This window comes from Delftia tsuruhatensis (assembly GCF_903815225.1).
Classification (GTDB): domain Bacteria; phylum Pseudomonadota; class Gammaproteobacteria; order Burkholderiales; family Burkholderiaceae_C; genus Comamonas; species Comamonas tsuruhatensis_A.
This window is the reverse complement of the sequence record NZ_LR813084.1, coordinates 3,827,582-3,842,551: the sequence shown is the minus strand read 5'-3', so window position 1 is coordinate 3,842,551 and position 14,970 is coordinate 3,827,582. Positions and strand designations below refer to the sequence as shown.

Below are 14,970 nucleotides of genomic sequence, written 5' to 3'. Positions count from 1 at the left end.
GCGGCTCAGCCGCCCTTGTCGCGGTGGCGCAGCAGCATCTGGCTCATGAGGGCGCGCAGCGCGGGCGGGCGCACCGGCTTGGCCAGAAAGCCCCAGCCGCGTTCGGCCGCCTGGCGGCGCAGCGTGCCGTCGCGCTCGGCCGTGACCAGGATGACCGGCGGCGACTGCCCCCAGCGCTGGCACAGCTGTGCATAGACGTCGGGGCCGTGGAGCTGGCCCAGCCGCACGTCCAGCAGCACGAGCTGGGGTGCCTGGCCGGGGGCGGCCAGGGCCAGTGCCTCGGCCGGTCCGCCGGCCAGGGGCACCTCGCAGCCCCAGCGCTGCAACAGGGCACGCATGGCAGTGCAGGTCTGGGCGTCGTCCTCCACGTGCCAGGCGCTCATGCCCAGCAGCGGTGCGTCCTGGTCGGGATCGCCTCCGGGCGCGGTGGTGGTGATCTGCGGCACTGCGGCAGGGTCACCCAGCGGCACGCAGACCCAGAACACGCTGCCCCGGCCCAGTTGCGAGCGCAGGCCGATCTCATGGCCCAGCAGCCGGCCCAGGCGCTCGACGATGGCCAGGCCCAGGCCCGCGCCACGGTCCTCGCCATGGCCTTCGTCCAGTCGGCGGAACTCCTCGAAGATCTCGTGCTGCAGGCTTTCGGGGATGCCTGGGCCCTGGTCGTGGACCTCGATGCGCAGGTGCGGGCCCTGGCGCCGGCATCCGATCACGATGCGACCCTGGCGCGTATAGCGTATGGCGTTGGACAGGAAGTTCTGCAGGATGCGGCGCAGCAGCGCCTCGTCGCTGCGCACCACGCAGCGGGTGTCCACGCCGCTCAGGCGCAGTCCCCGGCTTTCGGCCAGGATGCCGAAGTTGTGGCGCATGACCTGCAGCAGCGGTCCCAGCGCGAAATCGCGCACCCGCACCTCCAGCTGGCCCGACTCCATGCGCGAGATGTCCAGCAGGCTGCCCAGGATGGCATCCTGGGCGGCCAGGGCACCGTCGATGCTGTCGGCCACATGCCGGCCTGCGTCGTCGTGCAGGTGGCCGCGCAGCAGGGAGCTGAACATGCGCGCGGCGTTCAGCGGCTGCAGCAGGTCATGCACGGCGGCCGCCACGAAGCGGGTCTTGTAGCGGTTGGCCTGCTCGGCCTCGCGCTTGGCCTCGGCCAGGTCGCGCGTGCGTTCGGCGATGCGCTGCTCCAGCGCGTCGGCCAGGGAGCGCAGATCGCGTGCCGCGTTCTTGTAGCTGGTGATGTCGGCATAGCTGGTCACGAAGCCGCCGTCGGGCAGGGGGTTGCCGCGGATCTCCAGCACGGTGCCATCGTCCTTGGTGCTTTCGCGCAGGTGGGGGCTGCCGCTGCGCAGGTGCTGCAGGCGGCGGTGGATCGCCTCCTCGATGGGGCCGGGGCCCAGCAGGCCGCGCCGGGCGTTGTAGCGGAACAGGTCCTCGATGGGCTGGCCGATGCGCAGCAGCTCGGCAGGGAAACGGAACAGCTCCACGTAGCGCGAGTTCCAGGCCACCAGGTTCAGGTCGGCGTCGATGACCACCACGCCCTGGGGCAGATGCTCCAGGCTGCGGCTCAGCCCGGTGTCGGCCTGGCGCGCCGCCTGGACGATGCCGTCCTGCGCCGTGCGCAGCTCCTGGGCATGCTGGCGCAGCACGGTCTCCAGTTCCAGGCGGCTGCGCAGGCGCAACGCGGCCAGCCGGCGTCGCTGGCGGATGAACAGCACCAGCAGGCACAGCGCCAGCCAGCCGCCGGCCGCCGCTGCCGCCGCCCAGCGCCCGGCCACGGTGCTGGCCTGCGTGTCGTGCAGCAGGTGCAGCCGCCAGTCGCTGCCCGGCAGGTGCAGGGTCTGCCACAGCGTGGTGCCCGGCAGGGAAGGCTCCTGCAGCTGCGCCAGCCGGCTGCCGGGCTCCAGGCTTTCGCGGATCCGGTAGCGCATGGGGTGCAGTTCCTGATCGATGTACTGGCGCGTGGCGGCCAGGTCCGCCTGGTCGGCCGGGGTCAGGGGCGTCAGCAGGCGGTAGCGCCAGTCCGGCTGGCTGGCCAGGAAGACCACGCCATGTTCGTCCGATGCCAGAACCACGTCGGGGGTCTGCAGCCATTCGCGCTCCAGCTCCAGCAGCGCGATCTTGATCACCACCAGCCCCGCGACCGCGCCTTGTGCGTCCAGGATGGCCTGCGACAGGAAGTAGCCCGGAACGCCCGTGGTCAGGCCGATGCCGTAGAAGCGTCCGCTGCCGTGTGCCAGGGCCTGCTGCACATAGGGCCGGAAGCTGTAGTCCACGCCCACGTTGCTGCGCGCCTCGCGCCAATTGCTGGCGGCCAGGGCCGTGCCGTGGCGGTCGATCAGCGTCAGCGTGGAGGACTGGCTGGCACCGTTGGCCTGCTCCAGCTTGCGGTTGAGGGCGTCGACCTCGGCGGGCGAAAGGGGGTGGGTGAGGGCGGTACGCAGTTGCTCGTCCAGGGCCAGCACCTCGGGCAGGGTGCGGTAGCGGTCTATGCGCTGGCCCAGCGCCTGGGCGTAGAGGGTGAGCTGGCGCTGCACGCTTTCGGCCTCGCCACGCAGCGCGTGGTGCCAGGCCAGCTCGCCGGCCAGCAGCATGCAGGCGAGCATGCCACCGAACAGCAGCGACAGGGTGCGGAAGGAGCGGCGAAGGGAAGTGGGCATGGGGTCTGGACCCGATTGGGCGCCAGCTTGGTGCCTTGCGGGCCTGAATGAGGCCTGGGGATTACCCTTATTCTGGTGCACGCCCTCCCAGGAGAGCGCCGCGACCTAATACCAATAGGTTATCGGCACGGGAAGACGCCAGCGGTACAACCTGCACCTCGCCGCACCTTGGTGGTGCGCCAACCCCCACAGAGTCCTGCCGGAGCCGCACCATGCACGCCGTCCCCACCGAAGTCGCCATCCCCGAGCGGCTGCCTTTCTACCGTCAACTGTATTTCCAGGTGGTGGTCGCCATCGTGGCGGGCGTGCTGCTCGGCCACTTCGAGCCCCAGTACGCCGAACAGTTCAAGCCCCTGGGCGATGCCTTCATCAAGCTGGTGAAGATGATCATCGCGCCGGTGATCTTCCTGACCATCGTCACCGGCATCGCCGGCATGACGCACCTGCGCACGGTGGGCCGGGTGTTCCTCAAGGCCATGGCCTACTTCCTGTTCTTCTCCACGCTGGCCCTGGTGGTCGGCATGGTGGTGGCGCACGTGGTGCAGCCCGGCGCCGGCATGAACATCAATCCGGCCGACCTCGACCAGGCCGCCGTCAAGGGCTACGTGGCCAAGTCGCATGAGCTGACGCTCACGGGCTTTGCCATGGACATCATCCCCAAGACCCTGGTCAGCCCCTTCGTGGGCGACAACATCCTGCAGGTGCTGTTCGTGGCCGTGCTGTTCGGCATCTCGCTGGCCATGGTCGGCGAAGCCGGCAAGCCCGTGCTCAACTTCCTGGAGGCGCTGACGGCACCCGTGTTCAAGCTGGTCGGCATCCTGATGAAGGCCGCTCCGCTGGGGGCCTTCGGTGCCATCGCCTTCACCATCGGCAAGTTCGGCCTGGGTTCGCTGGTCAACCTGGCCTGGCTGGTGGGCTCGTTCTACGTGACCTCGCTGCTGTTCGTGGTCGTGGTGCTGGGCTTCGTGGCACGCCTGTGCGGCTTCTCGGTGCTCAAGCTGGCCCGCTACCTGAAGGCCGAGCTGCTGCTGGTGCTGGGCACCTCGTCCTCCGAATCGGCCCTGCCTTCGCTGATGCAGAAGATGGAGCGCGCCGGCTGCGGCAAGTCCGTCGTCGGCCTGGTCGTGCCCACGGGCTACTCCTTCAACCTGGACGGCACCAACATCTACATGACGCTGGCGGCACTGTTCATCGCCCAGGCCACCAACACCCACCTGACCCTGGGCCACGAGATCGCGCTGCTGCTGGTAGCCATGCTCAGCTCCAAGGGCGCGGCCGGCGTGACCGGCGCGGGCTTCATCACCCTGGCGGCCACGCTGGCCGTGGTGCCCGAAGTGCCGGTGGCCGGCATGGCCCTGATCCTGGGTGTGGACCGCTTCATGAGCGAATGCCGCTCGCTGACCAACTTCATGGGCAATGCCGTGGCCACCGTGGTGGTCTCGCGCTGGGAAAACGAGCTGGACTACGGCAAGCTCAACGCCGCCCTGGACGGCGAACCCACCATGGCGGCCCTGCCCACCGAAGCCGCCGTGGCCAAGGCCTGACGCGAAAGGGCCGGGGCGGCAGGCGCAGTCCCCCCGGCCTCATCGGTAGTCGGCCCAGATCTTCATGCGAAGCTGCAATCCTTCCAGCCGATACCCAGCACGCGCAGATACCCGAATCGTGGGCACTCCATCGCGATCCCCCTGATGCGCAGGCGCAGCGCGCCTGGATCACGTGCCTCGCTCCTCTGATACCAGGCCGAGGGCCGCAGCAGCGCCTGCCGACACGACCTGCGTACGCTCCTGATCCAGGCTGCCAGCTCACGCCGCTTGCCGGCCTTCAGCGCCTTTTTCGGACGACCTCCCGCAAGATCTGTGTGTCCAGGGTCGGGTCGGCCACGAAGCGCTTCAACCTGGCATTCTTGTCCCGCGCATCTTCAGGCGGTTGAGCTTCATGGCGCCGGATCTGCGAACTTCTTTTTCCAGATGCAGTACGTCGCCTCGGACATGCCGGTCTGGCATCAGAAATCGACAACGGGTACGCCCGACTCAGCCAGGCGAAGTGCATATGCGATCTGCTCCACGGAAATATCGACCTTTTAATTGCTTCTCTTTCACGACTATCGGCGGCGCCGGAAGCAACCCTATCCCAGTTTTGAAACTTCCGGAATTAGATGGAGGGCGATAGTTTGGAAATAAATCCAGAAACTGTCCACTGGATTAGATCAAATTCAACTCCAAATTCAATCTGGTTTATAGGGAAAATTTGATTGAATTAGTAGCTGCTGATGCTGTGGCATAGGAGTATTCTTTGTATTGAAAGATCATATTTTCCATCGACAAATCAAGAAAATCCCGGATGTAATATATGGAATAAGATAAAATAGTAATAGTATAAAATACCCTCGTTTATTCTTTTTCTTATACTCCTTTGAACCAGCACCAAATATATATAATCCACAAAATATGTAAAATACCAAGCAAAATAATAGACTTATATTGTCTTCATTTAAATGAAAAATCAAAATTAAATTCATCAAAATCGATACAAGACCAGCATATATATCTGAGAATTTTTCAAAATGTACCAAGAACGATTTGTGATCTATTTTCATGGATGGTGTTTGTCAAGGCAGTAGGAATCTTCGCATTTCAAGAAATTCTTCTTGGGGAATGGTTTAAATATTCTGTAATTTATTGGTTTTGCTTGATTGATTTCTAATCAATAGTACTATTGGCTGATATGGTTTGCAAAAGTCCTAAGGTGCGTCTGTTGGGGGATGGTGCCATGAGGTGTGAAACAGGTCTGCTGAGCCTACGAAACGGCGCCCTAATGGCGTATTGCAAAGCAGTTTTTCAGCTGCGGCGTCAGACGCACCTGTTGAACGGTATTTTCAGATTCTTCCTAATGGATTTTTATTTTCTACAAATGGAACTGCCGGAATTAATCAAGCTCTGCAAAGCAGAGGCTCCTTGCAATACATCCAGAGCGGTGTTTTGCCCTTGTGTGAACATGCTACTGATAGGCTGTTTCCAAGGAGGATCTACATCCATGCCCCATTTTATGGGTAGTTTTATTTTGTTGCTGACTGGAATTTTTCCAACAGCCAAATCCAAGCTTAAATCAATGGCATCGGCAACCCCTCTGCCAGTGTTATTGCAGCCGACTGCACACACAAGTGTGCGAGGCAAAGATGATTGATCGCTCGGGATATCGAAGCTTGAATCGTCACTAAGTGCCCTGGTAAATCCATACCGGCTTGCGCCAAAACCATACACAGATTTTGAAAGCACAGCAGATCCAGCAACTTTTGTTATCAAGGTTGGCTCCGGCGCTGCCAACAACGCACTGCCAACGATTGCACCGCCCGCATTTCCTAGTATTCCTAGCCCATTATTCACTGCATCAGACCATCTCACTAACCCTAGTGGATCAATCCATTGCAATGGATCTGGTGCATAAACGGATGTATTCATGCCCCCCATCAACCCAGTCGGATCTTGACTGATATAAGCCCCCAGCCCTGGGTCGTAATACCGATGCCGGTTGTAATACAGCCCACTTTCTTCATCCTCATGCTGTCCTGGTAGCCGAATGGGCTGGTTCAGATTTTCGGGGTTGTATGTCGCAATGACGTTTCCCCATGGCCCCACGCGAGCCGCCCAGGCGATCCTGCCCTGCGGGTCGATGAGCGCCAGCGGCGTGCCCAGGTGGTCGCAGTGGTACAGGTGTATCTGCTGCTCGCGCCCGGGCGGCTTCTCATCGAGCATGGCCTTGAGGGTTTCGGGTTGCAGTCGTGCTTGCCGCATCCACTGCTGCGAGACCGGGCTCAAGTTGTCTTGGCGCAATTCCTGCTCCAGGCCTTCGAGGATGGCCCGGGTCTTGCCATCTATCGTGTTGCCGCTTTCTTGCAGCTTTTGCACCAGCGTGCGCCCGGGTGGTGCCTTGCTCCCCTCGATGCGGATCAGCGGCACAAAGCTGCCCGGCTCGTAGATGGTGTGGATTTGCCGCTGGTTGTGCTCGGTGAGCACGAGCCGGTCACCATCCCAGCCGTAGAAGGTGGTTTCAGCGCCCCCCGTCAGGTTGCCGTCCTTGTCTGCGTGCTGCACCTGTTTTGCCACCCGTCGCCCAAACGGGTCGTAGTGGTAGTTCGCACCCTGCACCTGGGTGTCCGACTCCAGCGTGTATCGGATCAGCCGGTGGTAGCTGTCGTAGTGGTAGCGATGCTCTTCGTGGCCTTCTGTTTTGTATTTGCGCCTGAGATTGCCCCAGCCATCGTACTCGTAGTAGAACTCGCCATCGTCCTTGACGCGGTTGTCCATCCACCTGGGCTCTCCGCCATGATCTTCCTGCGTGCTGTCCCACGCCAGCAGGTTGAAGTCCTTGTCCAGGATGTGCTGGCGCACGGTCTCTTCCCAGTTCGCTTGTGGCGTTTGGGCTTGCCGTTCTTCAAAAAGACGGTTGCCGGCAGAGTCAAACCGAAAGTGCTGCTGTGCCAAGCCTGGCTGGAGAGCGCTCACCAGGCGGCCTGCCTCGTCATAGCCATACTGGTGCGGGCCCTGGGCGGTTTCGATACGGGTGAGCTGGCCGGCTGCGTCATAGTGGTGCTGGCGTTTGAACGCATTGACCTCGCTGATGAGCGGGCTGTGCGTGTGCTGGCAGGACAGGCGCGAGAGCGTGTCATAACTGCTTTCAGTTTGCGTGGGGCCGAACTGGCGTTTCGTTTCGCGGTGCCGCTTGTCGCGCTCAAATTCGATCACGCTTCGACCATCCAGTACAACGCCATGCAAATGGCCAGAGCCGTAGGTTTGCCATTCGATAGGGTTCAAGCCTTCATAGTGGGTTTTCGATTCAATGCCCAGTTCATTGAATGCACGCTTGACTGTGTGGCTCCATGATTTGTTTCCATCCGCACCGGTAATGCATTGGGTTTCCTCAATGCTGCGGCCCATGGAGTCACGAATGAATTCCACCGCGATGGTGCTGCCGCCCAACTCCGTACGATGCCAGGCTTTTCGCAGCCTGCCATCTTCGCCATAATCGAATTGCTCGTGCTGCACATCCTCGGGAAACTCTTGCAGAAAGGTCTGGCGCGCAACGACGCGGCCCACCGGATCGTGCCCGTAGTTGCTGATCAGATTCTCATCATGGCTCCGCGTCACCTCGCCTGCAGCGTTGTAGCACCAGCCTTGCGTGCGACCGTCGAAGTTGACTTGCTTGACAAGTCGATCCATGGCGTCATATTCGAAGGTGGTGTGGGCGCCATTTTCGTTGGTGAGGACAATCAGGCGGCCAGCCTGGTCATATTGAAATTTCTGCCTCAAGACGGTAGTGCCGCCACCGTATTGATATTCTGTCAATTGCCCCTGCATATCACGTTTGAATTCCGCATTGGCGCCATCCGCACCAGTGATGCGGATAGTGTCTCCAGCGGCGTTGTAGGCATATGCCGTTGTCTGGTTCAACGCGTTGGTGTGGGTGACAAGAAGGCCTGTGCCGTCGTACTGGCTGCTACTGCGCGCGCCTTCTTCGCCGCGGGTTTCGATGCGCTGGCCCCAGTGGTCGTAGTGGTAGCGGGTGACGCTGCCCGAGCAGTCGGTATGGCTGGTGAGCAAGCCTGTGGCGTTCCAGGTGAGGTGCCTTTGACCTCCTCGCGCATCTTCAATGGCACTGGGCATTTCGCTTTGCGGCTGCGCATAGCGATAGCGGGTCACGTGGCCCAGGGCATCGATGCTGGCCGCCAGGCGCCCCAGTGGGTCGTACTCCAAGGACTCATTGACCCTGCCTGGGCCGGTGGTTCGTACCACCTGACCTTGCATGTTGTAGCCCCAGCGGGTTTGCCTGCCATCGGGCAAGGTGATGCCCAGGATATTGCCTGTCGGTATGTCCAGTTCGTAGCAGGTCTCGCGGCCCAGGGCGTCGATGCTTGCGACAAGCCGGCCGCTGGCGTCGTAGCGGCTTTGCGTGGTGCTGCCGTCCGGATGCTGAAGCTTCGTGACGCGCCTGAGTCCTGCCTGGCCTTCGAAGTGGTAGATGCTGGTGCGCCCAAGGCTGTCGGTGACGGTGGTGCTGTCCTTCGCGTAGTCGAAACGGTAGGACAGTGCGCCTTGCCGATGCTGTTCCATGACCTTGCCGTGCTCGTCGTAGACATAGCCCACAGGCGGACGACCTGTATGAGCGTGGGTCGTCATGCGGCCCGGTAGTTTCGGGTGGTATTCAAAGCTGCGCCGCAAACTGGCATCTCGCCCGTAGACCGCCATGAGTTCGCCGCGCGCGCTGTATGCGTAACGCACCAGAGGCGCGGAGGGGACCTCGGGCCAGTGCGGGTCCCGCGCGAGATACACGGCGACCAGGCGAATCCCGCTGTCCACCCCCCAGCCATTCGCTCCTTCGTTGACGGCGCCCGGCACCGCTTCGAGTTCGAGTCGGTATTGCCTGCCGCTGCCATCTTGCACCGTGTTGATCCGGCCTTGCGCGTCGCGGCCCAGGCGCTGCGTGCGGCCAAAGCGGTCGCCCATGCCAAGCAGGCTCAGTCGCTGGCCCGTGATGTCGTTCAATGAGGGCGAATCTCCCGCTGCACCAAAAATCCACCAAGGCCCCAGCAGGTTGTTCGTGACAAAGAAAAGCCTGCTGTTGCAGCGGTCATTTTCGTCAAGGCACATCCAGCTTGTATTCAAGCGAGCAACCGCCAGTCCTTTGTGTTGGTCCAGCCGCTCCAACCCACCGCGCACGATCCAGAGGCTTTCGCTGCGGCTGTAAGCGGCCTGGCCTGGAGTGAGTGGCTCGAACCGGATGGTGCGGCCCTTGCTGTCATTGAGCGCGAGGGAGCCTTCCGTTTGCAGCAGGCTGACTTCACTGGGCAACCACCAGCCGGGACCCAGCAGCCCCACTGGCGCGGGAGCGTCTGTCTGGTAGCTGGAATACTCGCGCGTGAGCACGAAAGGCAAGGGGCCAAGCAGCGCCATGTCGATTTCTGCACTTTGCACCTTGGCGCCCAGCATGGGATTGACCGGGTTTCCGACAGAAACACCGGCAGGGCAGGTGGAGCAGGCAACCCCGCCCGATGAGCCGATATGCACCGTGAGTGAGCCCTGCGTGATGGGCCCTCCGTGCAATGTCATGTCGGTTTGGCGCGCTGCTGGCAAGCCTGTCATGCAGTTTCTCCCTGTTGTCCTGATTGTTTGTGGTTGGCCCGAGGCCTGGGATGCTCAGAAGTGGATCAGCGGGCCTGGCGAGGCCGGCGCTGCTGCGGAAGCTCCGCCTGCGCCTGTCAAGCCACCCACCGAACCAAGCGTCCCGCCAAGCGCACCGAGCTTGCCGCCAGCGGCACCCAGGGAGGTGGCCATGCCTGCCATGGCGGCCATGGCTCCCAGTGCGCCACCGAGTCCCGACGCAGAGCCACCTGCGCTCAGTCCACCAGGCTGACCCGCCCCGGCAGAGTCCGAGGCAACGAATGAATTCCCCCCTGGCGGCGAAGAGCCGCCCGACGACACAGCGTCATCTGCGCCTTCACCTCCACCATCGCCAGGTTCTCCGCCAGAGTCTGTGCGCTGGCCATCGCTCTTGGGGGGCGTCGGTGGCGACTGGCTTGCCTGGCAGTTCCACTGGATCATGCCGGCATCGCCGTTGATCCCGCCCTCCGCCTGCAGTTCGATGTAGGCGCCCTTGAGGTAGATACCGCCATCGCTCTTGAGCACGATCTTGGCCTTGCCGCAGGCCCACTCCAGATGCTCTCCCACCTTGTGCACCGAGACCTTGCCCACGATTTCGCTCTTGGCTTCACCTACCTCCAGGTTCATCGTCTTGCCGATGGTTGCCGCGTAGCTCTGGCCCACGCTTGCATTCATCGCCATGCCGACATTGAGGCTGTAGACCATGCCGTAGTTGTGCATCTTGGCAATGCCTACGTTCTGCATATACGCAAGACCGATGCTCTGGGTTTTGAGCAGGCCGATGGTGACGTTCTCCATCACGCCGACGCTCTTGGTGCGATTGAGGCCGATGCTGAGCTTCTCGTTGTTGCCGACGTCCTCGGTACGGTTGATGCCGATGGAGATCTTCTCGTTCAGGTCCACCCGCTCCTTGCGGTTCTTGTGGATGGTGATGGTCTCGTCCAGGTCGACTTCCTCCGTGCGCCAGCCATGCACGTTGATCTTCTCGTTGCGGTCCACCACCTCCGTCCTGTCGCGGTGGATGGTGTTGAATTCGTCCCGGTCTATGACCTTGCGCCTATCGTTACCGACCCACTTTTCCTCGTTGTTCTCGACCTCGGTGAGCTGATCTTTCTGCGCATGCAGCCACAGCTGCTCCGCACCGGCCTTGTCCTCGAAGCGCAGGACATTGGCCGTGCCCGGGCTGTTCTTCATGCCGTCGCCCGGCACGCCGCCCTTGCTGGAATGCGTCTTGATGCCCGACTGCGTCTTGTTGGCCGGCAGATCCCAGGGCGGTATCTGCAAGGCGTTGTAGACGCGGCCCGTGATGATGGGATGGTCCGGGTCGCCGTTGAGGAAGTCGACGATGACCTCCTGCCCTATGCGCGGGATGTGCATGCTGCCGTAGCCCGCCCCCGCCCAGGTCTGGCTGACGCGGATCCAGCAGCTGGAGTTCTCGTCCATCTTGCCGTAGCGGTCCCAATGGAACTGCACCTTCACGCGGCCGTACTTGTCGGTGTAGATCTCCTCGCCCGCGGGGCCCGTGACCACCGCCGTCTGCGGGCCCGTGGTGTGGGGCTTGGGCGTGCTGCGCTGGCTGCGGTAGGCCACGCTCTTGGGCACGGTGGCGAAGCTGATGCGGTAGGTGGTGGGGCTGTCCGTGCCCGCGCGCTTGGAGCGGCCGCTGCCGCCCGCGCCGTCGCTGCGGCGCACGTTCTCCTCGAAGCGGTAGGTGGCCGACTCGATCAGGTAGGGCTTGTTCTGGTCCTGGCGCGGGTACTTGCTGAGCGTGAACAGGTAGCCCGGCGCGATGTTGCGCGCGTTGCCCTCGCCCTGCGCCATCTCGCGCCGTGCCTTTTGCTGCTCGATGCGCACGCGGGCGTAGTGCTCGCCATCGCCCTGCTGGGTGTAGCCGCCGGGCCAGTCGTAGATCTCGCGGCTGTCTTCCCTGTGGCCGGCAGGCTGATGCTGGCGGGTGGTCAGCGTGGCCTTGGGGCGTTCGAAGTCGTAGTCGTCGGCCTCGAAGTGGCCCGAGGCGATGTCCTCGGCGAAGGTCCAGCCATCGATGTGATCCTCATCCTTCACGTGGGCCGCGCGGTCACCCGAGTAGTAGGGGATGGTGGCAGGTCCGTTGGGCAGCGGGCTCAGCGAGCCGATGTCGTCGGCCAGCACCAGGGTGTGGCTGCCCTGGCTGTGGGAGAAGAAGAAGAAAATTCCCTCCATCTCCATGAGGCGCGCGACGAAGTTGAAGTCCGACTCGCCGTACTGGACCAGGTAGACCCATTCGCGGTACTCGTCGGCCAGCCGGTTGTCGATGGCAAAGCCGTAGGGCGCCAGCACCTCCTGGAGGATGTCCGGCACGGTCTTGAACTGGAAGATCCTGAAGTCCGAGCGGCGTGTGGCATGCCATAGCCAGGGGCGCACGACGGCTTCATATGCACTGAATTTTCCGTCTTTGCCGGTGTAGGTGAACTGCGTCACCTGCCCCGACAGAAATCGCTTGCCGCCGCCATGGCGTTCGGTGGTCAGGTCGATCTCCACGCTCATGTCCTTGCCCAGCAGTTCCTTGGCGGAGATGGAGGGGGTTTCACTGATCAGGCGTATGCGGAATTCGAAGAGGCGGGAGATGCCTTCCTCTCCGGACAGGGCGCGGAATTCCAGTTGCTCGCCCAATGGGCTGTGGACGATGAAGGTGCGGTTGGACATGGAATGCGCCCCTCCCCCGGGCAATGATCTGGAATGCCGTGCGCGTGCTTTTTTGATGGGGCTACACGGTGGATCTGCAAATCATGCGCAACCATGGAAGCCTTGGGAAGGGATTCCCAAAGAACAAGACTATTCCTAGGAAAGTTCTGAGCCTTGCCCGGCGGGAGCAGTGCACTGGGCAAAGTGGCAGCGATTGCCAAGGCATGGGCCTTGGCTGCGCACTGGGCCTTGCGATCACCAGCGCGCAGCCAGCGCGGGTTCGTAAAAGTGCATCACACGCTTTGGCATGGCGTATTCTCGGGACTTCTTGTACCTGGCCCTGGCGCCTACTCTTCCCATGCACCTGTCCAGACGCGAATTCCTCGGAGCCGGCATCGCCGCAGCCTGCGCCTCGCTGACCGGCTGCGCGGCCTCGGCACCCGTGTCGGGGAGCTTTCTGCAACCCTGGCGCAGCCACCTCGACATGCCGCGCGAGCAGTGGCGCCAGCGCCTGGTCGCCACGCAGGCCCTGGGGTGCCGGGAACTGTTCGTGCAATGGTCGGGCCTGGCGGGCGATGCCCAGTCCGACAGCTGGATGCTGGCCGACACGCAGATCGCCGACCTGCTGGACATCTGCGCGGAGCTGGGCATGGGCGTGCACCTGGGCCTGCCCTATGACGAGCGCTGGTGGAAACAGATCAGCTTCACCAATGCCGCGGGGCCCGCGCCCTACCTGTCCCATATCGCCGAGCAGGGGGTGAACCACATGTACGCCAGCATCTGGCCGCGCCATGGGGCCTTTCGCGGCTGGTACATCCCCTATGAGCTGGAGCAGTACCACTGGGCCGCGCCCGAGCGCATCGAGCTGCTGGTGGGGGCGCTGCAGCCCATGGCGCAGGCCGCCGTGGCCACGACGGGCCAGTTGCCTACCATCTCCACCTACTTCAGCCAGCTGCAGACCCTGGGCAGCCTGGCCACGCTGTGGAGCATCCTGCTGGACCGCATCTCCCTGCACCCCATGGTGCAGGACGGCGTGGGTGTGGCAGGCCTGCGCAACTACGAGGCCCTGGCGCCGCTGCAGCAGATGCTGCTGGAGCGCCGGGCGCCGTTCGACCTGATCGTGGAGCTGTTCGAACAACTGCCGCCGACCCGCCCCGACGGCTCCGACTTCCGGGCGCGCGCCGCCAGCTTCGATCGCGTGCGCCAGCAGTGGGATGTGGCCCGGGACTATGGTGCCCAGCGCGTCGTGGCCTTCGCCATCGACCCCTGGGTGCTGGGCGACACCCCCGAAGCCAGGCAGCTCCTGCGCGACTGGAAATCCGCCGCCCGCTGAACGGGCGGTGGCCGGGTCAGAAGCGCTTGCCGATGATCTCCCTGAGGATTTCGCTGCTGCCCCCGAAGATGCGCAGCGCCCGCGCATCGCTCCAGGCACGGCCGATGCCGTACTCGGCCATGTAGCCGTAGCCGCCGTGCAGCTGCAGCAGCTCGTCCAGCACCTGGCCCTGCAGCTCGGTGGCGTTGAGCTTGGCCATGGCGGCGGTGACGGCGTCCAGGGTGCCGTCCATGTGGCGCGCCAGGCAGTCGTCCAGGAAGACGCGCAGCATGGTGGTCCTGGCCAGGGCGTCGGCGAACTTGAAGCGGGTGTTCTGGTAGTCGAGCACGCGGCGGCCGAAGACCTTGCGGTTGCGCACGAACTCGGCCGCGCTGTCCAGCATGCCTTCGGTGGAGGCGGCGGCGCGCAGCGCGATGGCCAGCCGTTCCTGGGCCAGCTCGCTCATCACGTAGCCGAAGCCTGCGTTCTCCTCGCCCAGCAGGTGGTCGGCCGGCAGGCGCAGTCCCTCGAAGAACAGCTCGCAGGTGTCCTGGCTGTGCTGGCCGATCTTGCGCAGCGCCGGGCCCTTGCCCAGGCCCTGCATGCCTTCCTCCACGACGAAGAGGGACAGTCCGCGCGCACCCAGGTCCGGATCGGTGCTGGCCAGCACCACCATCAGGCCGGCATTGACGCCGTTGGTGATGAAGGTCTTCTGGCCGTCGAGCACATAGTCCGCGCCCTCGCGCCGGGCCCGTGTGCGCACGGCCTTGAGGTCGCTGCCGGCGCCGGGCTCGGTCAGGGCGATGGCACCGATCAGCTCGCCCGTGGCCATGCGTGGCAGCCAGCGGTCCTTCTGCTCCTGGGTACCGAAGTTCCAGAGATAGGGCGCGACCATGTCCGAGTGGATGGAAAAGCCGATGCCCAGGCAATTGGCGCGCGCCAGCGCCTCGATGACCACGGCGGCGTGGCCGAAGTCGCCGCCCTGCCCGTAGGGCGGGGGCAGGGGGCAGTTGAGCAGGCCGCTGTCGCCGGCCTTGCGCCACAGCGCGCGTGGCGTGATGCCGGCGCTTTCCCAGTCGTTGATGTGGGGCAGGATCTCGGCCGCCACGAAGCGGTCGACCTGCTGCTGGAGCAGCAGGTGGTCTTCACGCAGTACGGTGCGCATGTCGGTGTCGGTCTCCTC

6 protein-coding genes are annotated in these 14,970 nt (G+C 63.3%); 2 read left to right on the top strand and 4 right to left on the bottom strand.

Annotated elements, in window-relative coordinates; genetic code table 11:
• Positions 1 to 5: 5 nt before the first annotated feature.
• Positions 6 to 2,657, bottom strand: a complete 2,652-nt coding sequence (locus L1Z78_RS17395; protein WP_234637639.1) for a PAS-domain containing protein — start codon at positions 2,655 to 2,657, stop codon at positions 6 to 8.
• Positions 2,658 to 2,869: 212 nt separating this feature from the next.
• Between L1Z78_RS17395 and L1Z78_RS17390 the strand changes: the two genes are divergently transcribed.
• On the top strand, positions 2,870 to 4,201 hold the full coding sequence (locus L1Z78_RS17390; protein WP_234637638.1) for a dicarboxylate/amino acid:cation symporter: 1,332 nt from the start codon (positions 2,870 to 2,872) through the stop codon (positions 4,199 to 4,201).
• Positions 4,202 to 5,554: 1,353 nt separating this feature from the next.
• Here the strand turns inward: L1Z78_RS17390 and L1Z78_RS17385 are convergent.
• Together L1Z78_RS17385 and L1Z78_RS17380 are read right to left on the bottom strand one after the other, a co-directional pair.
• Positions 5,555 to 9,793, bottom strand: a complete 4,239-nt coding sequence (locus L1Z78_RS17385) for an RHS repeat-associated core domain-containing protein (protein ID WP_234637637.1) — start codon at positions 9,791 to 9,793, stop codon at positions 5,555 to 5,557.
• 54 nt (positions 9,794 to 9,847) lie between these two features.
• Positions 9,848 to 12,496, bottom strand: coding sequence for a type VI secretion system Vgr family protein (locus L1Z78_RS17380; protein WP_234637636.1), 2,649 nt, complete (start codon positions 12,494 to 12,496; stop codon positions 9,848 to 9,850).
• Positions 12,497 to 12,833: 337 nt separating this feature from the next.
• On the opposite strand from L1Z78_RS17380, the gene L1Z78_RS17375 reads away from it, so the two are divergent.
• Positions 12,834 to 13,808 carry a DUF4434 domain-containing protein gene (locus L1Z78_RS17375; RefSeq protein ID WP_234637635.1) on the top strand — a complete coding sequence of 325 codons (975 nt, stop codon included), beginning with the start codon at positions 12,834 to 12,836 and terminating at the stop codon, positions 13,806 to 13,808.
• A gap of 16 nt (positions 13,809 to 13,824) precedes the next feature.
• Here L1Z78_RS17375 and L1Z78_RS17370 read toward each other — a convergent pair whose 3' ends face one another.
• The gene (locus L1Z78_RS17370) at positions 13,825 to 14,952 is read right to left on the bottom strand and encodes an acyl-CoA dehydrogenase family protein (RefSeq protein ID WP_234637634.1); all 1,128 of its coding nucleotides are present in this window, start codon (positions 14,950 to 14,952) and stop codon (positions 13,825 to 13,827) included.
• Between the last annotated feature and the right edge of the window lie 18 nt (positions 14,953 to 14,970).

Excerpts from the sequence above, each read along its gene's own strand:
- L1Z78_RS17380 (WP_234637636.1), bottom strand. The coding sequence starts at position 12,496 with ATGTCCAACCGCACCTTCATCGTCCACAGCCCATTGGGCGAGCAACTG.
- L1Z78_RS17385 (WP_234637637.1), bottom strand. The coding sequence starts at position 9,793 with ATGACAGGCTTGCCAGCAGCGCGCCAAACCGACATGACATTGCACGGA.
- L1Z78_RS17395 (WP_234637639.1), bottom strand. The coding sequence starts at position 2,657 with ATGCCCACTTCCCTTCGCCGCTCCTTCCGCACCCTGTCGCTGCTGTTC.
- L1Z78_RS17375 (WP_234637635.1), top strand. The coding sequence starts at position 12,834 with ATGCACCTGTCCAGACGCGAATTCCTCGGAGCCGGCATCGCCGCAGCC.
- L1Z78_RS17390 (WP_234637638.1), top strand. The coding sequence starts at position 2,870 with ATGCACGCCGTCCCCACCGAAGTCGCCATCCCCGAGCGGCTGCCTTTC.
- L1Z78_RS17370 (WP_234637634.1), bottom strand. The coding sequence starts at position 14,952 with ATGCGCACCGTACTGCGTGAAGACCACCTGCTGCTCCAGCAGCAGGTC.